Annotated in this window: 19 protein-coding genes and 6 pseudogenes; 11 read left to right on the forward strand and 14 right to left on the reverse strand. The window is 66.9% G+C overall.

Annotated elements, in window-relative coordinates:
* Positions 1-128: 128 nt before the first annotated feature.
* From AB0D14_RS42860 to AB0D14_RS42870, 3 genes are all read right to left on the reverse strand, one after another.
* Complete coding sequence (locus AB0D14_RS42860; protein ID WP_362790349.1) at positions 129-620, reverse strand: ATP-dependent DNA ligase; 492 nt, start codon at positions 618-620, stop codon at positions 129-131.
* Positions 605-1,060: a hypothetical protein gene (locus tag AB0D14_RS42865; protein ID WP_362790351.1), complete on the reverse strand. Its 456-nt coding sequence runs from the start codon at positions 1,058-1,060 to the stop codon at positions 605-607. Before AB0D14_RS42865 ends, AB0D14_RS42860 begins: the two co-directional genes overlap by 16 nt.
* A gap of 165 nt (positions 1,061-1,225) precedes the next feature.
* Complete coding sequence (locus AB0D14_RS42870) at positions 1,226-1,843, reverse strand: hypothetical protein (RefSeq protein WP_362790353.1); 618 nt, start codon at positions 1,841-1,843, stop codon at positions 1,226-1,228.
* 832 nt (positions 1,844-2,675) lie between these two features.
* Between AB0D14_RS42870 and AB0D14_RS42875 the strand changes: the two genes are divergently transcribed.
* Together AB0D14_RS42875 and AB0D14_RS42880 are read left to right on the forward strand one after the other, a co-directional pair.
* Complete coding sequence (locus AB0D14_RS42875; protein WP_362790355.1) at positions 2,676-3,176, forward strand: hypothetical protein; 501 nt, start codon at positions 2,676-2,678, stop codon at positions 3,174-3,176.
* Between the two features lie 337 nt (positions 3,177-3,513).
* Positions 3,514-4,217: pseudogene (locus AB0D14_RS42880) on the forward strand (IS5 family transposase); the annotation flags it as partial.
* A 20-nt stretch (positions 4,218-4,237) separates the two neighbouring features.
* Here the strand turns inward: AB0D14_RS42880 and AB0D14_RS42885 are convergent.
* A complete protein-coding gene (locus tag AB0D14_RS42885) occupies positions 4,238-5,500 on the reverse strand; it encodes an IS110 family transposase (protein ID WP_362790358.1) in 1,263 nt (420 codons plus the stop codon).
* Between the two features lie 386 nt (positions 5,501-5,886).
* Between AB0D14_RS42885 and AB0D14_RS42890 the strand changes: the two are divergent.
* Positions 5,887-6,186, forward strand: a pseudogene (locus tag AB0D14_RS42890) (transposase); the annotation flags it as partial.
* A gap of 226 nt (positions 6,187-6,412) precedes the next feature.
* Here AB0D14_RS42890 and AB0D14_RS42895 read toward each other — a convergent pair.
* Positions 6,413-6,619, reverse strand: coding sequence for a hypothetical protein (locus tag AB0D14_RS42895; RefSeq protein ID WP_362790360.1), 207 nt, complete (start codon positions 6,617-6,619; stop codon positions 6,413-6,415).
* Positions 6,616-7,047, reverse strand: a complete 432-nt coding sequence (locus AB0D14_RS42900; RefSeq protein ID WP_362790363.1) for a hypothetical protein — start codon at positions 7,045-7,047, stop codon at positions 6,616-6,618. The genes AB0D14_RS42895 and AB0D14_RS42900 overlap by 4 nt, the downstream gene beginning before the upstream one ends.
* A gap of 300 nt (positions 7,048-7,347) precedes the next feature.
* Between AB0D14_RS42900 and AB0D14_RS42905 the strand changes: the two genes are divergently transcribed.
* From AB0D14_RS42905 to AB0D14_RS42915, 3 genes are all read left to right on the forward strand, one after another.
* Positions 7,348-9,468, forward strand: a complete 2,121-nt coding sequence (locus AB0D14_RS42905) for a HEAT repeat domain-containing protein (protein WP_362790366.1) — start codon at positions 7,348-7,350, stop codon at positions 9,466-9,468.
* 224 nt (positions 9,469-9,692) lie between these two features.
* Positions 9,693-9,926 (forward strand): hypothetical protein, encoded by a 234-nt coding sequence (locus tag AB0D14_RS42910; protein WP_362790368.1) that lies wholly within the window; start codon positions 9,693-9,695, stop codon positions 9,924-9,926.
* A complete protein-coding gene (locus AB0D14_RS42915; RefSeq protein WP_362790371.1) occupies positions 9,923-10,516 on the forward strand; it encodes a GNAT family N-acetyltransferase in 594 nt (197 codons plus the stop codon). The genes AB0D14_RS42910 and AB0D14_RS42915 overlap by 4 nt, the downstream gene beginning before the upstream one ends.
* Positions 10,517-10,868: 352 nt before the next feature.
* Here AB0D14_RS42915 and AB0D14_RS42920 read toward each other — a convergent pair whose 3' ends face one another.
* Together AB0D14_RS42920 and AB0D14_RS42925 are read right to left on the reverse strand one after the other, a co-directional pair.
* Entirely contained in the window at positions 10,869-11,558 is a 690-nt protein-coding gene (locus tag AB0D14_RS42920) for a hypothetical protein (RefSeq protein ID WP_362790373.1), read from the reverse strand.
* Positions 11,559-12,086: 528 nt separating this feature from the next.
* The gene (locus AB0D14_RS42925) at positions 12,087-12,983 is read right to left on the reverse strand and encodes a replication-relaxation family protein (protein WP_362790376.1); all 897 of its coding nucleotides are present in this window, start codon (positions 12,981-12,983) and stop codon (positions 12,087-12,089) included.
* A gap of 510 nt (positions 12,984-13,493) precedes the next feature.
* Between AB0D14_RS42925 and AB0D14_RS42930 the strand changes: the two genes are divergently transcribed.
* Entirely contained in the window at positions 13,494-14,069 is a 576-nt protein-coding gene (locus AB0D14_RS42930) for a 2'-5' RNA ligase family protein (protein WP_362790378.1), read from the forward strand.
* The gene (locus tag AB0D14_RS42935; RefSeq protein WP_362790381.1) at positions 14,066-14,308 is read left to right on the forward strand and encodes a hypothetical protein; all 243 of its coding nucleotides are present in this window, start codon (positions 14,066-14,068) and stop codon (positions 14,306-14,308) included. Before AB0D14_RS42930 ends, AB0D14_RS42935 begins: the two co-directional genes overlap by 4 nt.
* 558 nt (positions 14,309-14,866) lie before the next feature.
* Here the strand turns inward: AB0D14_RS42935 and AB0D14_RS42940 are convergent.
* Positions 14,867-15,025 (reverse strand): hypothetical protein, encoded by a 159-nt coding sequence (locus AB0D14_RS42940; protein WP_362790384.1) that lies wholly within the window; start codon positions 15,023-15,025, stop codon positions 14,867-14,869.
* A 195-nt stretch (positions 15,026-15,220) separates the two neighbouring features.
* Here AB0D14_RS42940 and AB0D14_RS42945 point away from each other — a divergent pair, with 195 nt between their 5' ends.
* Positions 15,221-16,660, forward strand: coding sequence for an NPCBM/NEW2 domain-containing protein (locus AB0D14_RS42945; protein ID WP_362790386.1), 1,440 nt, complete (start codon positions 15,221-15,223; stop codon positions 16,658-16,660).
* Between the two features lie 204 nt (positions 16,661-16,864).
* Here the strand turns inward: AB0D14_RS42945 and AB0D14_RS42950 are convergent.
* The 4 genes and pseudogenes from AB0D14_RS42950 to AB0D14_RS42965 form a co-directional block, all read right to left on the reverse strand.
* Positions 16,865-17,032 (reverse strand): annotated as a pseudogene (locus AB0D14_RS42950) (ISL3 family transposase); the annotation flags it as partial.
* 76 nt (positions 17,033-17,108) lie between these two features.
* Positions 17,109-17,487: pseudogene (locus AB0D14_RS42955) on the reverse strand (dihydroxy-acid dehydratase); the annotation flags it as partial.
* 121 nt (positions 17,488-17,608) lie between these two features.
* Entirely contained in the window at positions 17,609-19,069 is a 1,461-nt protein-coding gene (locus AB0D14_RS42960; RefSeq protein ID WP_362790389.1) for an Nramp family divalent metal transporter, read from the reverse strand.
* 338 nt (positions 19,070-19,407) lie between these two features.
* Positions 19,408-21,000, reverse strand: a complete 1,593-nt coding sequence (locus AB0D14_RS42965; RefSeq protein WP_362790392.1) for a HEPN domain-containing protein — start codon at positions 20,998-21,000, stop codon at positions 19,408-19,410.
* Between AB0D14_RS42965 and AB0D14_RS42970 the strand changes: the two are divergent.
* Positions 20,957-21,538: pseudogene (locus tag AB0D14_RS42970) on the forward strand (3'-5' exonuclease); the annotation flags it as partial. The gene AB0D14_RS42965 and the pseudogene AB0D14_RS42970 sit on opposite strands and share 44 nt — an antisense overlap.
* A 17-nt stretch (positions 21,539-21,555) precedes the next feature.
* On the opposite strand, the pseudogene AB0D14_RS42975 reads toward AB0D14_RS42970, so the two are convergent.
* Positions 21,556-22,266, reverse strand: a pseudogene (locus tag AB0D14_RS42975) (IS256 family transposase); the annotation flags it as partial.
* A gap of 89 nt (positions 22,267-22,355) precedes the next feature.
* On the opposite strand from AB0D14_RS42975, the gene AB0D14_RS42980 reads away from it, so the two are divergent.
* A complete protein-coding gene (locus tag AB0D14_RS42980) occupies positions 22,356-23,915 on the forward strand; it encodes an ISL3 family transposase (protein WP_362790394.1) in 1,560 nt (519 codons plus the stop codon).
* Positions 23,916-24,066 lie beyond the last annotated feature (151 nt).

Here is a 24,066-nt window from a genome sequence, read left to right on the forward strand (position 1 = left end):
GCCGCCGCAGCCCTCGTCCTGCTCCAGCTCGAGTACGACCGCACCATCTGAACGATCACACAACGCCATGATCCGTTACTGACAAAGACTCACTGATCCGGTTACGGGAAATCGCGCCACGACTTTGATCATTTTCGTACGAAAGCGGGGAGGTCGGCGGGTGTGAGGTCGGGGCGTGGTCGGTGCCAGCTGGCGGGGTGGCGCCAGCGGCCGGAGGCGTCGCGGGCGACATCGACGCCGACTTCGACGACCAGTTCGGGCCGGACCAGCGTGATGTCCAGCGTCTCCCGGTTGCCCCACCCGGCGCCGAAGTTCCAGCCCGTCCATGGGTGGCCGGAGTCTGCCGGCGTGAGCAGTTCGGCGACGGTACGGCCGGCCGGCTTGGACAGAACGGTGGTGCGGCCGACGTATTGGAGGCGGCCAGCGGCGTCGTATCTGCCGAGCAGCAGGGTGCGCGCCGCGGTCGGCGGGCCGGTGAGGGCGCCGACGATGGCTTCGGTCGTCTCGCGCACCTTGTACTTCAACCAGCCTCTGGCCGAAGGCCGGTACGGGCTGTCGAGCCGTTTGAAGACGACGCCTTCCAGGCCGACCGCGGTCCAGGTGGTCAGCCATTCGTGCACGGTGGCCGGGTCGGTGGTCGACGGGCACAGTGCCCACGGCGCCGTCGGTACGACCAGTCCGTGGTGTCGGCGTCCGCGAGGCGCAGCACGTCGAACGCGACGAAGTGGGCCGGCTGCTGTGCGGCGGCCCGGGCGGCTGCGGGGCCGCGCCGGTGCAGCCGGTTCTGCAACTGCTCGAAGGCGAGACGCCCGTCGGCGCTCCATACGATGAGTTCGCCGTCCAGGGCGGTGGCGTCCGGCAGCTGCGCGGCGCCGGCCACGACCTCCGGGAACGCGGGCCCCATGAGGGTGCCGCGCCGTGAGCGCAGCACCACCTGGCCGCCCTCGACGGAGACGGCAGCCCGGAATCCGTCCCACTTCGGCTCCGCGGCCGACCGTGATGGCAGGACGGGGCTGCGCACCGTGTCGGTGAGCATCGGCTCCGGCAGGGTCCATGGCATGCCGGATGTCTTCCACCCGGCAGCTGCGCCGCCCGGGTGGCCTTGCGCATGGACACCCGGGCGGCGCAACCCTGCCGTTCCGGCTGTTTGTGCGCGCTTTGCTGCCATCCGCGGGTGTCTGGGCTGTCTGACTGATGAACGCTGACTCCCGGCGCGTCCGTCTGTTCAGACAGTTCGGATGCGGGCTGTCGCGGAGGCATCGAGTTCGACAGTGAGGGTCATACTTGCGGCGATATCCGCAGGGGCGCCGAGGAACTGGCAGATCATCTCTGCCGCCCTGTTCACCGCTTCGGGCAGCGTTCGTCCGAAGCTGACTTCGTCCAGCGGATACGTCGCTGCGCAGAAATGGCCGTCTGACCAGCTGACCCTTAGCGGGATGGGGAGAATTTTGAGAGTCTGCCAGCCGTTCGCCTGAGCCATTTCTAGCAGTGTCGCGCTGGGACGGCGAGCCTGCTCCTCTCGGGGTTCGAGCCACGCCTCAACGGCTGACACATCGGTCGTAGTGGTGTCGTCGTCGGCGCGGTGGTCGTAGCAGTGGTACTGACACAAGTCGTTGACGTGGATGAGGAGGAGCGACTCGCCGAATGTGCCTAGGCTCCAGATGGGTTCGGCGTTGTGGAGGTTGAGGTCGAAGTGCCAGCCGGCCCGGCCTGCGAGCAGGTTGCCTAGCGTCCGCCACGCGGGCAGGTTTTCGAAGCCGCCACCGAAAGCCTCACAGATGGCCTCGTAGTCGTTGTTGATGAACTTCGTCTGGATCACGCGGTATGCGGGGTTCTCGTTCATGTTCGGAGCGTAAGAGAAGAACGGCGAGTTGTTGCCTTCGGTCGATCGATTACGAGGCTTGTGATGAGCGCACTGCACGAAGCGCATGCGCTCTTCCGGTGTACTGGCCGGGGCGAGACGCTGGCGGGGTGCCAAGGAAGCCTGTACGGCGGTGCGCGCAGTGCCGGGCGCTGCTGCCCCAAGACGCGGGTCCCCGGCGACGGTACTGTGACACGGTGTGCCGGAGCCGCCACTGGCGACGGGTGCAGCGCTACAACGAGATCTACCGGCGGGTCGTTGACCGGAGCCTGGATCTGATCAGGGGCGGGATCGTGTGGGGGCAGGCCCGCTGTCCGGCGTGCGGGGTGCCGGTGTCGGTGCGCAAGCGGACGGATTCGGTGTACTGCTCCCCGAAGTGCCGTACGAGGGCATGGAGAAGACGCCGCGACGCCGCCGACAGCGGCCCGTGACGCATCCACGCACCGTTGCGGTATGCGTCACCGCGTGACGCCTATCCATCATGCAGACGTGGCTTCCGTAGGCGCCCGGTGGGTGTCGAGGGTTGTGCGGAGTCGGTCGGCGGGACAGTTTCCGCTGAGGTTTGGCCATAGGTGTCCGGTCGGGGGTACGGAAACCAGGAGGTGGGTGGGGCGGCAGGTACTACGTGCGCTACGCGCGGAGACGGTTACGTGAGCCCTTCTTTATATGCGTTGAAACCCAGCCTGCTTATATGCAACTAACGCAAGCGGGCGCATCGTCTCCCTCTGTAACAACATCAATACAGGGGGTACCTGTGGAATCCACTCCCCAGAGCCCGACACCGGCTCCCGCCCCTCGCTCTCGCCGTTTCCGAATGGCCCGATGGCAGGTCGTGATCGCGGCCTTGATCGCCGCCCTCGTGCCCGCGGTCGCCGCGTTCGCGCTGTCGGCCTTCGGCGGCAAGGAGGAACCCCCGACCCCTACCAAGTGCCGCTTCCCGGCGGTGCAGCTCAGTGCACCGGACAAGGCGGGCAGCACCTTCCAGACGACGGCCAAGCTGAACTGCCTGCCGCACAAGGGGACGAAGTACTACCTGGTCGCCCAGCTGAACAACTTCGGCGACCCGGGCACCGAGCACACTGTCTACTGCCCGCGAGACCCCATCGCGCCGGGGCAGGACAAGAAGACCTACACCACGACGCGCGACATTCACGAGTCCGAACTCCACTCCAAGCGGGCTCTCTACTACCTGAAGGTCACCACTGACCAGGAGCAGGAACTGCTGGCCAACCTCCAGGATGACTGCGCGTTTGAGCTTCCGGCCGGCGTGGAGACGGTTTCCAACTCCGTCACCGTCGAACGCGCCTGGAAGTAGGGCGCAGCGAGTGGTCAGCGGCTGCACATGGTCCGGAACGGAACGTCGGGCCGGGTGCAGTCGCTGAGCGGTAGGCGGCACTGTGCAACCTGGATGGCGGTGCCTGCGCGGCCGCTATATCCCAGAACGCGGCCCCCCGGTGGTCGCCGACTACTTCCCTGGGCAGCCCTCCCGTGGGGCACCGGATCGCGGGGAAGTTCCCGTCGGACGGTTCCCAGGGCGCGGTGTGCCGCACGTGACAAGAAAATCGAGCATCGGTTCTAGGGCGCGTATCGAGTGGTGATCAATCTCTGGGATTCGCTCTTGCGGCGGGGTCTGGTCCGGTAGATCTTCTTGCGTGACGCGAGTGCAACTGACGGACGCAGAGTGGGAGTTCATCGGGCCGTACCTGCCGATCGGTGAGTACGGCCCGTACCCCGAGCGGCTCCGGCAGCAGTTCGAGGGTGTGATCTGGCGGTTCAGGACCGGCGGGCAGTGGCGGGAGATGCCGGAAGCGTTCGGCGCCTGGCCGACCGTGCACAACCGCTTCCGGCAGTGGCGTGACGCCGGCGTCTTCGAGGCCCTGCTGGAGGGCCTGATCGCGGAAGCGGCGAAGCGGGGTCAGGTGGACCTGTCCCTGGTCAGTATCGACTCCACCACCGCGCGGGCCCACCACGACGCCGCCGGGATGCACCTGGACCAGGATGTCATCACCGCGCTGGAGAAGGCTGCCGCCGAGGAGGAGAAGGCCAGGTCAAAGGGGGCAGCCTCGAAGAACAAAGCGGGCAGGACCTCACGGCAGACCGTGAGCGGGAGGAGCGACGACGCATCCGGCGTCGGCGAAGAGTCCGCCTGAAGGCCGCTCTGCTCGGACGCTCGCGGGGCGGGCAGACCAGCAAGGTTCACCTCGCCGCCGACCGCAAGTGCCGCCCGCTGGCGTTCGTGCTGACCGCGGGCCAGGCCGCGGACAGTCCGCAGTTCATCCCCGTGCTCACAAAATTACGGGTCCGCGGCCCCGTCGGCCGTCCCCGGACCCGGCCCGACGCGGTCGCCGGGGACAAGACATCCCACGCGGATAAGCGTCAAGCCGCTGCTGCAGTAAGTTCGGGTGCGGGCTGAGGGAAGGCGATTGCTTCGTCGTAGGTGTGACCGTGCTGGAGGCAGTGGAACAGCATTCCCATGAAGCGGTTGAAGAGGTTCCGCTGTGCTGCCACGTGACGGTCGCCGGCCTCTCGATGACGGTCGTAGTGGGCCCGGGCGCCTGGTGAGCGGGTAAGGGAGACGAATGCCCAGACATAGCCGACAGCGGCCAGCCTCTGATTTTTGATCTTCCGGCTCATGACCATGCAGCTTTTGCCGCTGGACCTGGTGACTGGGGCGCTTCCTGCGTAGGCCTTGAGCGATCCGGCGCTGGCAAAGCGGGTCCGGTCATCCCCTATCTCTGCCAGAATCCGAGCGCCGGTCAGTGCGGCGAGCCCCGGAAAGCTGCGGATGATCGGGGCATCGGGATGCTCCTCGAAGGCTTGCGTGACGGCTTCTTCGAGCTGTTCAGTGTTGTCGCAGGCTGTGTTGAGCTGCCTGAGCAGGGCGGATGTCTGATGCCCGAGGGCTGCTTCGACCTGCGGGAGCTGGTGGAGGTACTCGCGCCTGAAGACTTCGTGCAGCCTTTCGGCTTCGGTCTGGATACCGCGGACCCGGCCTGCCCGCCTGAGCAGTGTCTGCAGGCGCTGCCGTGTCAGTTTCGCGGCCATGGTCGGGGTCGGGGCTGCGGTCAGGATGCTACGGGCTTCCCTCGAGCACAGGCCGTGCTTGTGGTGGGCGAAGGCCTCGAGGATCGCCGGGTAGAACTCTCTGAGCTGGGAGCGGAGCTTGTTCTGGGCCTGGCCGCGAGCCCAGACGGCATCTTGTTGGGCCCGCGCCAGCACGGCGATGGCCTGCACGAGCTCAGAGTCCGCAGGCAGCGGCCGATGGGCGGCCATGTCGGTTCGCAGGATGTTGGCGAGGGCCGCAGCGTCGACGGCGTCCGACTTCTTGCGGGCGACGGAGTGTCGGTCCCGGTAGCGGGCGACTGCCAGCGGGTTGATCGCGAAGACCGGCCGACCGGTGGCCCGCAGGCAGGCGACGAGGAGTCCGCGCGATGTCTCGATCGCCACGGGGATCGGGGCGTCCTCTCTATCGCCATGCTCAGCCAGCAGGGCTGTGAGCTGGGCGAACCCCGCCGCTTCGTCGCTGATCCGCACTTTGGCAAGTTGCTTTCCCTCGGCGTCAACCAGGGCTATGTCGTGGTGGTCTTCGGCCCAGTCCACCCCGCAGAACACCATCGTCGGCAACCCGGTGATCTCCATTCGGCCTCCTTCGTTGCGACTCTTTTCCCAGGCCAGAGCCTGTGCAGGGTGCGCGTGCTCCCTAATGGAAGTGCTCAAGGCGCGTCATCCCACCAGCCGTTCGCAACCCCAGCGAGTCATACGGCCCCCGGTCCACGTCAGAGCTGAACGCTCAAGGCACAGGTGAGAGGTGATCCGCACAACCGGCTCGGACTAGCAGCAAACCGCGCAGCAGCCAAAGACGAAACTGCCTGCACCAACGAGACCGCCACGATGCCCCGTTGAGGCCCATGCTGCTGGGCGCGAGCCAGCCTCGTCTTGTCAACAGGACTCCGAGGTCCGGGCATACTCAAAGGCTTGGCCCGCGCCCAGAAGGCCAACTTCTGCGGACCTTCGCTTCCCATTAGGCTTACTCGTCCCGCGGTAACCGCGCGTACCTGCGTAAACGCCGCATCAAGGCGGTGATCCCGGAGAAGAAGGACCAGACCGCCAACCGGAAGAAGAAGGGCAGCAGGGGCGGCAGGCCCCTCAGCCACGACACCGGGCTCTACAGGGAGAGGAACACCGTCGAGCGCCTGATCAACAGGCTCAAGGCCTGGCGGGGCATCGCCACCCGATACGACAAGTCCCCGGACAGCTACCTCGCCGGCCTCCACCTACGAGCCTCGATGATCTGGATCCAAGACCTCACCCGGACCACCAATTGATCACGACTCAATACGCGCCCTAACTGGGGACGACGCCGCCTTCGGAGGCATGCAGGCAGGGTCCTGACGGTTGTCAGGAAGCGGTACATGCACACAGGTAGCTCACTGCCATGACGACGGTCATCGCATCCGGCCAAGAGACGGGCTGCACAAAGGACGGTGCAGCCCGCCCGTGGGTATCCCCAGGGGACGACGCCGAGGCCCTGTGTCTGTGTCCAGGCGCCGGTCACACGAGCAGGGGCAGGAGGACTCCCAGGAGGGCGATGCACAGCGTCATGGCGCTGAAGGCCACGAAGCTTCCCCAACCGATCGCCTTGTCCACCGGGACCTTGACCAGACGGGCGACGCCGAACCCGATGAGGCCGGCAAGAGCGGAGAAGAGGATGCACATGCCCAGTACGAGCATCAGGGCCACGAGCAGCTGAACGGTCACGCCCCACCTCGCTGGCTGCGGTGGCGGGCGCCGGCCTTCGTGTGGAGCTGCTCGGGGATCCAGACACGTCGCTCTCGGGCCGCGTCGTACAGGGCGTTGCGGAAGCGGGCCTTGCGCATCTGGACCGCCGCGTGGGTGATGTGCAGCATGTACGCGATCTCGGCGTCCACGTAGCCCTCGACAGTCCTGCGGATGACCGCCTGGGTGACCACGGGCTGTTCGTTCAGGATGTCCTCGCAATTGGTGCTGAGGACGGCGGCCTCGGGCTCGGAGAGGTAACTCACCTCCTGGAGCCGGTCGAACAGCTTCGGGTTGTCGAGCGCGGCCTCTTCCGAGCCGCCGTACAGCGCGTGCTGCGCAGCCCACTGCGTTGCAGCCGAGGCGCCGAGAAACTCAGGCAGAGCAGCGCATGTAAGGTCAATTGCCATCTCATGCCAGCTGGACACGGTGGTGATGGGTGACGTTGCGGACCCACAGGGCAGGGCGTTCACGGGGACGGCCTCCTTCACGTATTCATCCCCGACTCGTCTCCGGAGCCGGGCGTGACGGTGACAATGGGTTCTTGAGGAGTGGTGTCCAAGCGTCCGTGGGACAGCCGGGGCCCCACAGGGACGTCCAGGGAAGCACTGCTGCTCCAGGGGTACGCCGGTCACGAGATCGGCACTGTCCCTGGGACACGCCGACCGCTTCGGGGACGCGGAACGCATAGACGGGGGCCGGGGCTGCGTATGGCAAACAAGGTGAACCAGGAGCAGAGCGAAGGGAGGCCGCTCCAGGCATACGCACACTTCTTGCATCGCCAGGCTCATTTAGCCGGCCTGAACACCCGGGAGATCTCCGATGCCTTCGCTCAGGCCCAGCGAGAGCAGGAGAGGTCAGAACAGGGGAGTTCGGGCAGCCAGACGGCAAACCTGATCAGCAAAATGGCGTTCTCCAAGTCGCACATCGACCGACTGCTCAAGGCCCAGGCCCGGCCGACACCACCCTGGCCGTTTACCCGACAGTTCCTACTCATCACCAGTCGAGCCGCGGGTCTGACCGCTGAACAGCACCGTGAACGTCTCGCTGTGGCGCAGGACTTACTCGCCGATCTGGAGGATACGAGCCTGCCTCGGCTTGCACACCCCCCAGTTCAGCGGGGAGGCACGACAGACGGCAGGCATGAGGAGACGGTTGCGACGCTGCGTCTTGAAGTCGACCTCGAACGCGCCCGCCACACTGAGACCCGCCTGCGTTACGCCTTGCGAAACACGCAGTTTCTCATGACCACCCTGTGGTCCATCATTAGTGCCTTGCGCGACATCATCTCCGCCCATCACGCACTTGAGGCGCGCGCATATCACAGCAGGGACAGCCCCGATGAACTCATCCGGCTACGGGGCGAAACCCAACAGGCGATCGCCCACAAGCACACCGCGCACGAGGAAGCCGAACGCGCCGCAGAGCGCGTTCGTACGCTGGAAGCGCTCTGGGAACAGGCCCGTACCGATATGTACCGTCTTTCCCTGCACACCGATGCTGCCGACTTCACGGTCGCGGCCCCCGATCCTGCGCCTTCACTGCTGGTAGTCCCCCAGGAGCTCCTCGCTCAGCCTGCTCTGGATGACATCGCCGTCGCTCTGAACAAGGCCCGCATGATGAACTCGCAAGAGGAACTCACCGCCGTCGACCTGGAGCAGGATCTCGTGCCCGGGGGGTCTCTCCAAATGGTGGATGAACTGGCCGTTCTCGTGGCCGCCTCCCGTCTCACCGATACGGACAACCGGCGTACTGCCCTGCGTGCCCTTTGCCGCGACTGGCCCGTCCACCCTGAAACGAAGGATGTTCTCCTGCGCCTCATCAACGACGAGGATCTCGCGATCCGCGGCATGGCCGTCGACGGGCTGGTGTACGGATGGCCGAGTGACGCTGTCGTTCGTGATCTCCTGATCGGTCTCCTCGGCCACGGCGAGGACTTCGACGTCGATGCCTTCGACGGGCTCGCGCGGGGGTGGGCGGGCGACACAGTTGTGCGTGATGTCCTTGTCCAGCTCATTGGCGGTGGCGAGGACGCCTTCTGTGTCGTTGTCGAGGAACTTGCCGAGGGGTGGGCGGGTGACCCCGTAGTGCGCAACGTCCTTGTCCGGCTCGCCGGCAGCGGCAGCAGGAGCGTCCGACGCGCCGCTGTCGAGGGTCTCGTGAAGGGGCCGCTGAGCGACGACCTCATCGGCAGTTTCCTCAGCGATGAGGACGAATACGTCCGCGACGGTGCGGTCGAGGCACTAACAGAGGCTTGGGCGGATGACGATAGCGCTGCCATTCGTGAAGCCCTTGTCCTTCTCATTGGAGGCACCGACGAGAAGGCCCGCTGTATCGCCGCCCGCGGCCTTATACAGGGACAACTAGGTGGCATCGCCGCTCGCGAGGCCGTCATCCAATTCTGCCGTGACGACAATGAGAGCATCCGCCGTGCTGCCGCCAGAGTGCTTGCGCGGGGGTGGCCAGGGGATGCTGCGGCCCGCGACGCCGTAGTGAGTCTCCTTCACGACAACAACCAACGTGTCCCACGCGCTGTAGCCCGTCAGCTCGGTCAGGGCTGGCCAGGTGACGTGGCCGCTCGCGATGCTCTCATCCTTCTCACCCAGCACGGCAGCAACGAGGCCAGACGCACTGCAGCTCGCGTGCTAGCGGAGGAATGGCCAGGCGACGCCACCGTGCACGACGCACTGACCCGCCTCACACACGATGGCGTTCACGACTACGTCCGACGTACTGCTGTCCGGCTCCTCGCGGAGGCTATATGGGACTCAGGACCTGCTGAAGGACGCCCTGCCGCTCCTGGCCTCCGTGATAGTTGGGATACAACCTGAGCCCGGCCATGGAACGTCAGTGCCTGTTGGGCCGCGAAGATATATCCGGACCCAGCGGCATCGGCAGAAGGTGTCGTCACGGTCCGACGGTAGGCAGGTCGATACCTCAAGGGGGAGCAGTGAACTTACGTCCAGTGGACTTGCCCGAGTTGCGAGCTGAGGTAGTCCGGCACCTGGCGAGCCGCCGTGGCCGTCACCAACTAAACCGGTTCGAAGGGACCCGCTTGGCGACAGGCGCGTCGATTGTGGGCACCATCGAGAGCGAGGAACTCCAAGCCGACGAGATCCAGCGCCTCGACCAAGCGGTGCTCTTCTACGTCTCGCCGGAAATGAGCGACCTGCTGCAGTCGCTGCACAACGTCGCCGGCGCACTCCAGCGCCACGGCCGCGTCCCCGCGGTCGCCGACTGGATCGAGGAGTACCGCACCATCACCGCCACCGGAGGAGGACGGGCGTGACCAGTACCCGCACAGACGTCGTGATCCGCACCTACGGCCCAGGCCAGGTCCCGCCGCTGCTCGACAGGGTCGCGGACATCTGGTCCGACGCGCACCCCGAGCTGGTCGACACCCCGGGCGCCTCCACCGACGGCCTGTCCGCCGCCGCGCTGCGCCGCCAGGTCATCAATCACCTCCGCCACGAAGGCTTCACGCTGGTTGCCGCGTACGTGAGCGGATCCATGGTCGGCTTCGGCTACGCCTTCCCCTGCACACTCGAGTATTGGTACGGCGACCTGCTTCCCGAGATCCCCGAACACGTCCGCGCGGGCCGCCTCATGGGCCTGTGCGAGCTCGCGGTCACCCCGGCCCGGCAGTCCCAGGGCATCGGTTCCCGTCTCCACACCGAGCTGATCAAGGCCATTGACCCCGACTACGCCTCGCTCCTGGTCCGCCCGGACAACACCGGCGGCCGCGGCCTGTACGACCGCCTCGGCTACACGTACGCGGGCCCGTACCGCAACGAGCCCGGCGGCCCGGTCTATGACCTGCTGCTCCTCCAGGTCGACGACCAACTCCGTGACTGGTCCGATGAACTCCGCCGTCACTGACCGAACAATCCGAGGCGCGTAGGCTGCCGTGACGTCGATGTCGCTGAGGCCTCCGGGCTCGCTGCGCACGTACGCCAGCACGGCCCGCTGCACTCGCCCGAGTCCTCGTGACACGCCTCCAGTGTTCCGCCCGCTTCCGCCCGGGTCTGGGAAACGAGCGCTTACAGCTCCGCCGGAGGTGATCGGAGCGAAGGTGTTGGGCGTCTCAGCAACGAACGCTTACGCCGACGCCCGCAGCGGTCGGCCCTTCCACGGCGGGGCGCCGGGGCGACGAAGCCTCCGGGGCGCAACCGGCCCCGGAGGCTTGTCTCTTGCTCCACAGACCCGGTCAACGAACGGGTCCCGCCGGGCGTCACGCCACGGCGGCCTGCTTCGCCAGCGCCGCGAGCGGTGAGCGCCAGCCTTTCTCGACTGAGCGCAGCTGCTGCCAGTCGACATCGGTCCGCGCGGCGAGCGCGTCGACGGACGCCGTGGTGTAGAGCGCGACGTCGACGGCCCCGGCCCGGGACGTCCCGAACCGCACCTCGATCGACTCAGCGGGCCTGATCCACTTCAGACGCAGCATCCAGTCGAACTCCACCCTGCGGACCCCGAGCCGTGCCGCCGCCTGCTCCGGTCCGAGCGGGGTATCGGCGGCGACCAGCTCCGCCAGGTCCTCGCGCTTGCAGACCTCCGCTACCTGGCCGGGGTGGACCAGCGAGCCGTCGGAGTTCGCGCTCAGCTCGGTCAGCAGCTTCCGGCCGATGAACCGCCGGACGACGAACGACGTCACGTTCGCCCGCTCGCCGATCACGTTCGGGGTGCCGAGGGCTTCGGCGATCCGGTCCGCCGCCGCACCGCCGGAGATCGGCGGGGAGGGCATCGCGGCCCGGATCGCGTCGGCGTCCAGCGCCTCCACAGCGGCCCGCGACCACTGCCAGGAGGACACGTCCGGTGCCGGGATGAGCCCGATGTGCCGCGCCCACCGGAAGGCAGCCGCGGACACCTTCAGGCGCTTGGTGGCCTGGGCCGCGTCGTACTCGGCCAGTCGTACTCGTGCCATGAGATCACCTCTCGCTCGTTCGCCGCGAAGCGGCGGAATAGAAAATGACAGAACGCCATAAAGTGTGTCAATAGCCTTTAAAAACCTGCAAGTTGGACTCATACGGCTAGAACGGCGCCCGCGTACGCGAGGGAAAAAGTCACCCGTCCGGGCGTCCGGCGGAGCCCTGGAGCCGCCACGTGGTCGGCAGCGTGGTCGCCCTGACCATGACCCCGACCACGCCTCCCGCCGTGCCGCGTCCAGCCCCGACCACGGCTGGTCAGCGCACTGCTGACGCCCGCAGAGACCGCGAGGCGGCCGGTTGCTTCTCGTGTTGCCCTTCTTGGTGTCCCTCGTGGTGCCTGTCGTAGCGCTTCTCGTAGTGCCCCTCGTGTTGCTTCGACCGGTCGGCCGTTGGCGCTCGGATGCGCGGCTGACCAGGTCGACAAGGGGCGGATACGCGCTGGCGCGGTGGCCGACTACTTCGCTACGGAGGGTCTGCCGGCGAAGCGCAGTACAGACCCGTGCCGTGTCTGCGGCGGCCGCGCGTCAGGTCTGGCGATGCCCGGACTCTGTCCAGCGGGCTCGCCGGCCGGGGTCGTGGACGGGACGCCACACGGGTGCAGAGGGGCCGTGCTGGAGCAGGTCGGCCAGCGGCGCCACGAGCACGGGGACGTCGTACGGAAAGCGGGCCAGCAGCCCGGCCCCCGCGCGCAGGGCGCTGATCCGGTTCTCGACACCGGCCGGTCCGGTGCCGTCCAGGACGAACAGGACGCGCGGGAAGAGCGGGTAGCGCCGCCGCCACTCCGCAACCGCCGGTTCCTGGAGAGTCGGCCGGCGCCCCGGGACCACGGGCACGTAGCGGTAGAGGCGCTCGTACGCGGTCAGCTTGGCGGCGAGGCGTTCGGGGCCCATGGTGGCCCGGTCGACTTCCACGAACGCCCGCAGCATCGACCCGTTGTCACCGTCGACGGGACCTCGCCGGTAGTACAGGACCGCGTCGGGGATGACGGACTCGCCGCTCCCGATCGGATGGTAGACCTCGGTCATCCAGTCCAGCGGCTCGCACACATCGCCGCGGCGGCGGGTGTCCTCGATGAAGATGAGCGCGGTCTCGGTCATCGTCAGCGTGTGGCCGGCCTTCAGCCGCACGGCGGTCGGATCGGACACGGTCCTGGAAGGCCGCCGTTCGCGCATCTCGGGCCACTCCGAGGCGAGCTGCACGCCGTACGAGGTCGGGAACCACACCCGGGTCCGTCCGGCCTGCGGCAGGGTGATGCGATCGACCAGCCCCTCCACGCGCAGCCGGGCCAGCCGCCGCAGGGTCTGCTCGATACGCACCTCAGGGGCGATCACCCGGTGCATCTGGTCAGTGGTGGCCATCCGGTACTGCGCCAGCACGGCCAACGCCATCCGGTCCCCGCTGCCCGCGTCCACGCCGATCATTACGGAGCTACTCGCTTCCCGTCCGGTACGGCACCGGCCTGCCCGGCGCCGCGCGTACCGGGTCACAGCAGCAGCCGGCCCCGACCAGAACCCCGACCACGAAGGCCCCACCACGGTCACGAAGCGACAACACCGCCGTGGACCAGGCCCACACCCCCGCCGACAACCCGCCCGACAACCGTCCTGAACCCCTTGCCGCACCTGCCCACGAACTCGCAGGTCACGACGCCTGCTCCTGCCGTGGTCGGGAGGCCGACATCCCCGTTGCGGCCGCTTTCGCCCATGTCCCTGCTGAAGTTGAGGTGAGGAAGGGGCGAATGGGCGGCGCGGACGCTGCCGGGGATCGGGGCTCGCTCGCCGGTGTCGCGTGTCGGCGCCGCCGCCGCGCCGTGGCCGCCGACGGCCCGGCGGCCCCTGACCGGGCGGGCGGAGGGTCCGGGTAGCGTGATCACAACCGGTCGGTGATGAGGGGGAGTTGTGGCTGCGAGCGTCGAAGATTTCTACTCCTGAGTGGAGAGCCGTCGGCATGCGTGGCCCGCAGGCCGGGATGACCTGCACTGGCATCTGCTGTACGACGAAGCACTGGTGGAAGAACAGCTCGTGATCCCGTACCGGGAGCTGACCCATCGTCCGGGTCTGGCGCCGGTTCCTGCCCGGTGGGTCCACGTCACGGTCATGCACGGCGGCCCGGTGGATCAATACACGCAGGCGGAGATCACCGCCGTCGTCGACCGGGTCGGCGAGGCCTGCGCCACGATCGCACCGTTCGACCTGATCTACGACAGGCCCTCGGTCGGCACGGTCGCGGTGGAGTGCGCGGCGCGGCCAGGCGCATCGGCCCGCCGCCTGTGGGAGCTGACCACCGGCATCGACGCCGACGTCACCGGCGGCCGTTTCCCGAGGATCCCGGACGACGGCTACTACCCCCACGTCTCGCCCGCCTACGGGGTCGGCGGCCCCGAGCGGGCCGACCGCCGCGCGATGAAGGCCTGGCTCTCCGACCACCCCGGTGGCCCCGTCGTGCTGCGGGCCACTCACCTGTCGCTGGTCGCCCAGCGCCATGACCGCCGACAGAGATGCCGGTGACCTGCCGTGAGTGCGGTGCACGGACCGGGCTGACGCTGACGGCGCAGGGCGAGGACACCGCGATCACCTGCCTGCAGGGACACACGACCCGGGACTGGCGGCTGACCCCCATGGCCGTACGGGAGGTCGCCAGGGCGGCCGCCGACGCCAGCGTCGACGTGGTCCCGGCCGACTCTGAGATCCGGCTCCGTGTGCGGACGGAGACGGCGATCCTGCCCGGATACGAGGACATCGCCTGAGGGCGCAGACGTGACACTGACGTTCCACCCGAGGCCGTGCGGATGGCCTGGTCAGCGGACATGCATTTGCGACCCCGGCGACAGGGCAGGCAAGACAGTCGGCGCCTTCGTGGAATAGGAGGTCATCCCGTCCTACTGCGGGCACATCTCCGCCCCCGTGCCGCTCCGGGGCGGCAGGCCCGGTGAGGTCCTGTACGAAGTCGCTGGCGACCCGGTGCTGTCCTTCGGGTGCCGAGCCCCGCCAAGGGGTGAGGCGGGAGCGTCCCGCCGGATGGAGGTACCGCTGTGATCGTCCGACTCCTGGGCGGTCGCGTGCTGGAAACCACCGACGCCCCGTGGGCCGGAGGCTGGCTCACGGCCGGTGACGCCGAACCACGGCACCGACGTCCGGCACCTAGGGGAGATGCTGCGGGTGCGGACCCTGTCCCGGCTGGGCGTCGACGTACGCGTCGGGATCGCCGCACGAGCACGGTCGCCGCGACCGCCTCCGGCCAGATCCATGCCCCCGGTCGTGGCCGTGGGCTGGCTGGGCCTCGTGCGGGCGCTGGTGGATGCGGGTCATTTTTTGATCAGGGTGTGGAGCATGAGGACGACGGCGACGGCCAGAGTCAGGGCTGCGCCCAGGGCTGGGTTGGTGTATGCGGCGTACCCGGCGGCGAGGCCTGCCAGGGCCAGCACGACAATGACGACGACATCGAGATTGGTGTGATTGTTCACGGTGACTTCTCCTGCGGGTGTGCGGCCGCTCTGGCATATGAGGCGGTGCAGTTGTTGGTCAAGGCGGTTGTGCAAAGCCGGGCCTTGGCGGCTTCGTGGATAACTGTGAACTGGCTGCGCCGCGGTGTGCGACTGCACCAGACTCAACAAGTCAGGCCAGACGGGGCGTAGTTCAGTGGTGAGGACGAGCACAGAGTGTCCAGGGACAACGGTGACAGGGCCAACTGCGGCAACGATGACGGGGCGCCGTCCGACAACCCCGATGTCAGGACGGAGATTGGGCGTCTGCGTAAGCAGTTCGGTAAGCGGCTGAAGGGTCTGCTGGAGACGGCGGGCATGTCGTCACGGGAATTCGGCAGGCGGTATCCGGCGTATGCACAGACGATCCGCACCTACACCAGCGGCAGCACCATGCCACCGCTGAACGTGGTTGAAGCCCTTCTGGAGGAAGTAGATCGACGCGCTGATCTGGCGCCCCAGGCGTATCAGGCACTCAGCGCGCACACACTGAACGACTACCGCAGTCTCCTGGCCAAGCTGGGGACCCCCGGCGGCAGCAACCAGAACTCGCTGCTCCTGCGCGTGTACGACCTGGAGATGGAACTGAGAGCTGTCACCCACGAACTGGCGCAGGTGCGTGAGCGGGAAACAGACCTGCTCACTCGACACGAAGGGCAGGAACATCAACCCCACGGTCGCCTTGAGGAGCAGCTGCAGACCAAGGCCATGGAGCTGGCCGCCCGTCGTGACCAGCTGGTGCGCCGCCGCAGAGCCGCGGTGCGCGAATTGGACGAGTGCCAGGAGCGCTACCTGCAGATAGTGCAGCAGGACGAATCCGACGGGCATTCCGGTGCCCCACAGCGCGATGATGATCGGCAGATCCTTGGGGCTGGGCACGGTGGTGAGGATCCGCACCACCGGCCTGACATGCGGAAAACCGGTGACACGGCAGGTGGTGCGGATCCTCACCAGCCCCCTGGCCGACGCCGCGCGGCCTGTGCCATGGCGGTGGCAGGCGGGGCTTTAGCTGTCGTTCTGCTGTTAGCGGCCGGGATATGGGTGGGCATGCACTACACGGACTCCACCACCCCGGAGGCAAAGGGAAAGGATGACCAGACAGGAGCTGCGAGCCCTTCCACTGCCAGGAAAGCGCAGGAGTCTGCCACAGCCAGTGCTTCTGCTTCGGCTTCCTCCACACCCACGGTGAGGTCATCGGCTCCGGTGTCAGTTTCGGGATTGCCATATGCGGAAGGGTCGAGCGAGCTGCAGCCGGGATCATTTCGCATGGACGGCCGCGAGTACGCCGACAGCCTTTCGGAAGGATGCGGGTTGGCAACAGAGAGACTGGGCGGGGGCACGGAATACGCGCTGAAGGGGCAGTACACCAAGTTCACAGCCACCTTGGGCGTCACTGCCGGTCCTGATGATGCGGATGCGGTGGGCACCTTCGGAGTACTCGTCGACGGCAAACGAGCCGGCTCTTGGACTGCCACCCGTGACCGGCTGGTCCAGATCGCCATTGACGTCAAAGGCGCGGAGCGGCTGACGCTTCAAAGCGCCGACCTGGTCGGCGACCCTCTGTACTGCAAGGTCGACCGATTCGTCTGGGGCAATCCCCGCCTCATCCCTCAATGACCCAGGCGTCCGCGTGATCAACGGGTGATGGTTCAGAAGGGTCGCGTCATGCTGATCTCCAGTCGATACTTCGTGTCTTGGCTCTGTTCATCTCCGGGAACAACGACTGTCGACGCGTTCGGGAGCCAGTTGGTGATTAACAGAGTCGTGGATGTCGACGAGAAGTGGGCTCTGGCACAGATCTTGGGGAGCGTTCGCGGAGCGTCACTGGAGCAGGATCATCTTGCGGAGTAGTTCGAATCCGGCTCGGCCGTAGAGCTGCCTCTTGATCTTTTTCACGCGTGTCACGGCGCCCTCGGTGCCGCCGGAGCTCCAGTGCAGGGTCAGTCCGGCGATCACGGCTTCGAGATCGGAGGTCAGTCCGCGGGCGAAACCGGTGGTCCCGGGCAGCTGTGCGGCGCGGGCGGTGTTGATCCAGTCCGGCAGGTCAGCGCCGGTGCGCTGGGTGAGCGTCGGTCGCGGGCCAGTTGGCCGATCCCGGCAGCTGCATGCCGAGCGATTCGGCCATGCAGATCATGGTCGGGGCGGTGCCCATTGTCATGCGTTGGCCGGTCGAGCGGGCCATGCGGCCCTCGGCGAAGAAGCACTCCTCCTGGGTCATCCGGCCGGTCGTGAGGTCCTTCTCGAACTGTCTGACCGCGGTGCCCGAGCCGACGTCCCGGCCCCGGTATGTACCGTTGAGCATCGGCCCGCCGGTGACCATCACCGCCGGCAGGTCGACGCCGGCGGCGTGCGCAAGAGCAGGGCGCCGGCTCGGAGGCGCTGACGGCTGTGCCGATCGTCGGGCGGCCGTCGAAGACCTCGTGGCCGAAGCTCTGGTTGCGCATTCAGGAGCGGTAGATCGTGCCGGTCCGGCCCTCGGCGCCGAACCAGGACTGGCTGCGGCGGTCGGGGCGGGCGTTGCCGGCTGCGTTTACCTCAGTCGGGGGGGTTCGCACCTCGGAGGCTTCAGAAGTTGTCGATGTACTGCTGGCGGATCGTGAGGGCGGCGAGGGTGCCGTACAGCAGCGCCGCCCAGATCAGCGCCGCTACCCGGTAGTTGCGGATTTTCAGGGGGCGGGGGAGTGACTTGCGGTTGAGGACGAGCAGCAGGATGGAGTAGACGAACATCATCAGGCCCGACACACAGGCGGAGATGACGAGCAGCACCAGTGGCTGGTCGAAGCCGGCGAGCAGGATCGCGGCGCCGACGGCGACGACCCCCCACACCAGCCAGAAGTACAGCTTGCTTTCGGTGACGGGGCGCCGGCGGAGATACGTCGACTTGAGGACGTCCGCCGCCATCCGCGACGTGTAGTCCACGATGCCGGTCGCCGCGGTGAAGAGGGAGAAGGCGCCGATCAGCCAGAACGTCGTACCGAACCAGCCGCCGACGGTCGACTTCAGCTCCTCGCCCTCGGCCTCCACGAAGGAGACGTCGTTGGCCAGGCCCTCCATGCCGAAGACCGTGGAGTGCGCGAGCAGCGAGGTCAGCACGATGGTCACGATGGTGACCAGGACGAACGTCATGCCCTGCTCAAGGTTGGCCAGCCGCCACCAGCGCCGCCAGCGGGACATGTTCTCGCGGTCGGCCGGGTCGAAGACGTAGCCCGCGGCGGCCTCGGTGGTCGAGGCTGCCTCCTCCTTGCCGGTGATCGGGCTGACCACCCGCGGCACGTAGCGGCCCATGCCGAAGCCCTTGTCGCGGATCCAGTTCGACTGGCAGAGGTTCTGCCCGCCGCCGGCGCCCGCGTACGCGATGGCGCCCATGAGCACCGCGACGCTCAGGTCGGTGGGCATCCGGCCGAAGTGCGTGGCGCCGTCGGGGAGGTCGCCCCAGCTGGAGGCCTCGACGGCGAGCAGGACGGCCAGGACGAAGAAGACGGCGACGACGGCCAGTTTGAAGAAGAGCAGCTTCTCCAGCGCGTTGTAGACCACGGGAGCCAGGGTCAGCATCGCCCCGATCGCGGCCAGCAGGCAGATGCCGATGATCGCCGGATCGCCGCCGAAGACGTAACTCAGCATCGTCGCGGAGCTGATCGCCCAGCCGGGCCAGAGGTTGGCGGCGTAGGTAAAGACCACCATCACCGCGCCCCAGTGCTTCCAGTACCGGTTGAACCCGGAGACGGCGGTCTCGCCGGTGGCGAGCGTGTAGCGCTCGACCTCCATGTTGATGAACCACTGGGTGAGCACGCCGACCACGGCGCCCCAGAGAAACACCAGGCCGGCCTGCGAGGCGATGTACGGCCAGAGGATGAACTCCCCGGAGGAGAGCCCGACTCCGGCCGCTACGACGCCGGGGCCGATGATCGGCCACACCCGTCTCGGCGGGGCGGGGAGCTCGCGGAGCTCGGGGGCCGGGAGATTCTGTGTGCGCAGGGGGAACACGCTGCTGTGCGTTGGGGTCGCGTGGCCTGAAGCATGCGTCATGCCGAGCACTCTCTTCGTTGAGGACGGCTCTCGCGAGGGCAGTTGACGGGGAAAGTTAAATCATTCGATGTTTGCCGTCGAGGGGGCGGGAGGAACATTTGTGATGGAGTAGTGATCTTGAGGGGGCTTGGTGGCTCTGGTCTGGTGTCCCGTCATTTGGTTGGGATTTGGAGCTGGGAGGGCGGTCCGGTACGGAGATGGTGAGGAGGGCATGGCGGTCTGTTCGATTTGAGTGTTCTGGTGGTTGGCCTGCGGTCCTGTAGTTGTGTGGGAATGATCTTGGGTAACTCGTTGGTGTAGTGGTGCGCCTATAGGTAGCTGTGAGTTGCTGTTGCAGATCACCGGATGGTGGCGGCGAGGGCTGGCCAGTCGGCTACGGTCTGGTGCCTCACCGCGGCGAACGTGGGGTCTTGCTCGACAAGAGCTTTCAATGCGTTGCCGTGGGGGAGGCCTGCCTCGACGAGCAGCCGGAGTTGGATGACGGCCTGGGTTACTCGCAGGACCCCTACGAGGGCTTCTGTGTCGTGCTCAAGGCGATGCTTGGTGGGGTAGCCGTGACTGAGCGCGTTTCGGATGGCAGATGCCACGAACGCCCAGTCCTTTGCTCCGCTCGGGAAGAACCAGGTACAGAACTCCTCGCCCAGCCCTCCGGCCAACTGCAGCAGCCGTGTTTCCAGACGCAGCTGGGTCATCTTGACGGCGGAGTACACGGTGTCCCGCTCCCTCCGGTTTGTCCTCTCGGATTCCTTGAGGATGTCGAGCACCTTGTCGGCGAATGGGTAGTCGGAAGGCTCGCTGTGGGTGGTCCGGTGGAGCGTCTCGGCCGCGTTGACGACCTCCACAACCCCTGTCTGAAGGACTCCTGAGGCGTGGCGTGCTTCCGCAGCAGAGATAGGCACCGAGTTGACCTCTGCAAGCGTCAGCCACGCGGGGATGAACGAGCTCAGGTCGGTGTCATCCGCGGTGAACGTCGGCCGTACACCTGGGCGGTCCGACGCAACTTCGGCCTCTCCGTCGATCATTCCGGGATCAACCGTGATCGGGTATCCGAAGCGGGCCTGATCGGGATAATCATCGTCGAGTGGCCGGAGCCGCAGATTGAAGCATTCGACGCGCCGGTGACTGATGATGGCCAGCAGGCTGCGTAGAGGCGTGATCACCCGTTCCTGCAGTTGAGTCAGCGTGAGACCGGTCTCGCTGACTACTTCCATGCACACCCGCTCCGCTACAGAGTGGTATCGGTTCCACCCGCTGGTCTCTCGCAGACTGGCCCAGATAGTGATGGTCAAGCCATTGCCGCAGTCCGCAATGGTGGGTTCCGGGGGCTCATAGCCCTTCACCTCGGACGGGTCGATCCGGCCTCTCCCGAAACCGCTCAGCGGCCACCACGCCGACAGGCCCGTCAATTCGAATGAGGCGGCCTGGAACAGGGCGTCGCTGGGTAGAGCGTCGCCTTCGAGGAAGCTGTAGGCGGTCCAGACCTGTGAGTGCTGATCATCGTCTGTGGTGCGCTCGTCCCGGGGAACGTCATAGCGTTTCCCGGGTTGTTGCTGCTCGGACAGGTACGCCGGGGCGAGAGTGCAGCGTGTGCCCAAACACATGCCGTAGATCGTCATGGGTGAGACCAGCGACAGGGCGCCGTCGTGGTCGTGCTTGAAGGGCAGCAGCGTCCCAACAAGGTTGAGCGCCCAGGTACGGTCCTCCCGGACCAAGGTCCCTGGTACTCGCCGGCCAGGGTGATCGGCAGCCCACCAAACTCCACTCCATGACGTGACCACGTTCTCAGCCTCCGTTGGTCCTTGCCCTGCGGCTTCGCCTGTCGGGCCAGCGCAGTTTGTAGCCAGGGACGACGTTCCTGACAAGGTCGGCCTTGGCATTGCAGCACACGCCGTCCTGTGCCGCACCAACGTCGGCGCCATGGCCCAGGTCATGGAACTGCTGACCGCCGGACACCGCGTGGCGCTGGTCGGGGGAGGAGACAGCCTGCGCGCCCTGGCCCTGGCCGCCCGCGACCTGAAGGAAGGCCGCCGCACGACCCATCCCGAACTGGTGCTGTTCCCCTCCTGGGGCGATTTGCAGGACTACGCCGCCTACGACCTGGCCGGACGGGATCTGCAGCCGCTGGTCGACCTCGTCGACACCCACGGCACCGACGCCATCCTGGTTGCAGTCGCCCAACTTGCCCCCGAGCAACAGGCCGAAGTAACCGTCTCCACCGCCCACAAGGCCAAGGGCCGCGAATGGTCGCGGGTGAAAATCGCCGACGACTTCACCCCGCCCAAGGACACCGACCAGCTGGACGACACCGGTCGCGCGGCGCCCGGCCCGATCGACGACGGTGAGGCCCGTCTCGCCTACGTCGCCATCACCCGCACCCGCCACCATCTCGACATCGGAGGCCTGTCCTGGATCGATGATCACCCCAGCGCACCTCAGGGGGGCTGGCGGGTGTGTCCAGTAGACGGCTGATCCAGTTTCTGCAGGGGTCAGTTGGCGGCCGGTGTGAGCCGGCCTTCGAAGGCGATCTGGAAGGCGTTCAGGGGCGCCTTCCAGCGCATGGTCCACCGCTTGCGGCCCTTGCCGGTCGGGTCCAGGCTCATGAGCGCCATGTAGACGCACTTGAGGGCCGCGGCTTCGTTGGGGAAGTGCCCGCGGGCCCGGACGGCCTTGCGGATGCGGGCGTTGACGGACTCGATCGCGTTTGTCGAGCAGATCACCTTGCGGATCTCGACGTCGAAGGAGAGGAAGGGCACGAACTCGGCCCAGGCGTTCTCCCAGAGCCGGATGACCGCCGGGTACTTCTTCCCCCAGGCTTCCTGGAACTCGCCGAAGCGCTCGGCCGCGGCGGCCTCGTTCGGCGCGGTGTAGACCGGCTTGAGCGCCTTGGCGATCTTGTCCCAGTCCTGGCGGGCCGCGTGCCGGAAGGAGTTCCGCAGGAGGTGAACGACACAGGTTTGGACAATCGTCCGAGGCCAGACGGTCTCCACCGCCTCGGGCAGGCCCTTCAGGCCGTCGCAGACCAGCATCAGGACGTCGTCGACGCCCCGGTTCTTGAGGTCGGTGAAGACGCTGAGCCAGTACTTCGCGCCCTCGCCGCCGTCGCCGGCCCAGATCCCCAGGATGTCGCGGTGGCCCTCGGCGGTGACGGCCATGACGACGTAGACCGGACGGTTCGCCACGTGCCCGTCACGGATCTTGGTTCTGTCGACGATCTTGTGATCCGGACGGTTGAGCGGTTCGGGTCGACCGTTCGCAATCATGCATCGCGTGCTCTCGTGATGTGCTCTTGGAGCTGTTTCCTTGCCTGTCCGCGTTGCTCATCGAGGAGGTCGAGCGACGGCCGGACAAGGTGGTGTTGAGGACGCGGGTGCGGGCGGCGAGCGGGTCCTGTCGGTGCGGTCAAAGCTCCGCTCGGGTGCACGGCCGGTACGTACGCAAGCTGCGTGACGTCGCCGTGGGCGGCCTCGACGTGGTGATCGAGTTACGCATACGCCGGTTCCGCTGCGAGAACGCTGCCTGCACGGCAGTGACGTTCGCCGAACAGATCGTGGGACTGACGACCCCGCACAGTCGGCAGACCCCGCTATTGCGCGGGGTGCTGACGCGGATCGGACTGGCCCTGGCCGGCCGTGCAGGAGCCCGCCTGGCCTCCGCGGTCGGCATCACCGTGGGCAAGGACATGCTGCTGCGGCTGGTCAGAGCCCTGCCCGATCCGGAGGTCGGCGAGGTGGAGGTCCTCGGCGTTGACGACTTCGCCTTCCGCAAGGGCCGTCACTACGGCACGGTGCTGATCGACATGGCCACCCACCGTCCGCTGCATCTCTACGAGGGGCGCGAGGGCGAAGACCTCGCCGCATGGCTCCGCGGCCACCCCGAGGTGAAGGTGATCTGCCGGGACCGGTCCAGTGGTTACGCGGAGGGCGCACGCATCGGAGCGCCGCAGGCCGAGCAGGTCGCTGATCGCTATCATCTGTGGGCCAATCTCGGCCAAGCGGTCGAGAAGACAGTGAACGGTCATCGCTCCCGTCTGGCCGAACCGCCTTCGGAACCCGCAGACACCCCCGACGAACCGCAGGTGGTCCAGCTGCCGACAGAGCTGAAGATCGTGACTCGGCTCCGTGAACAACATGCTGCTGCCCATGAGTTGTGGCAGCAGGGTATGTCGAAGGCGGGGATCGGACGGAAACTCGGACTGCACCAGGCCACCGTCCGCAAACTGATTAACGCCCCCTCCGCGGACGACGTCGTCGCCAAAAGCCTGCAGCGGGCGCACGTCGTCGACCCGTATGTCGGTTACCTGCACCGGCGCTGGAACGATGGCGTCAGAAACGCCACCCAGCTCTACCGAGAGATTCAGGAACAGGGCTACCCCGGAGGCGAGTTGGCCGTCCAACGTCATCTGCGGCAGTACCGCACCGGGCGCGGACACGCACCCGATCCGGGGCCGAAGCCTCCGTCGGTCCGCGAGGTCACCTCGTGGATCATGACCCACCCCGAACGCCTGCGGGACGAGGTCGCCGGAAAGCTTCATCGGCTGCGTGAACGCGATCCTGAGCTGGACCGGCTCACTCTTCATGTCAGAAAGTTCGCCGTCATGATGACCGCACGCCACGGCGACCGCCTCGAGGACTGGATCACCGAGGTCGAACGAGACTCCCTCGCCCCACTCGCGGGCTTCGCCCGCAACCTCCGCCGCGACTTCGACGCCGTCCGCAACGGACTGTCCCTTCCCCACAGTTCCGGCGCCGTCGAAGGCAACATCAACCGGCTGAAGATGCTCAAACGCCAGATGTTCGGCCGGGCCGGTCTCGATCTCCTTCGCAAACGCGTCTTGCTCGCGCGATGAGTCCAGCCCGCCCGGATCACATGATCGTCGACAGAACCTGGAATCTATAGGGGAGTGTACGTCCAGCAGCTCGGGCATTGTCCCGGTTCGAAAGGAGGCTGAGGAGATGTAACCGAGCGTCAAGCTCAGGGCAGCCAGCCGGTGCAAGTCC

This window comes from Streptomyces sp. NPDC048484, from assembly GCF_040651415.1.
Classification (GTDB): domain Bacteria; phylum Actinomycetota; class Actinomycetes; order Streptomycetales; family Streptomycetaceae; genus Streptomyces.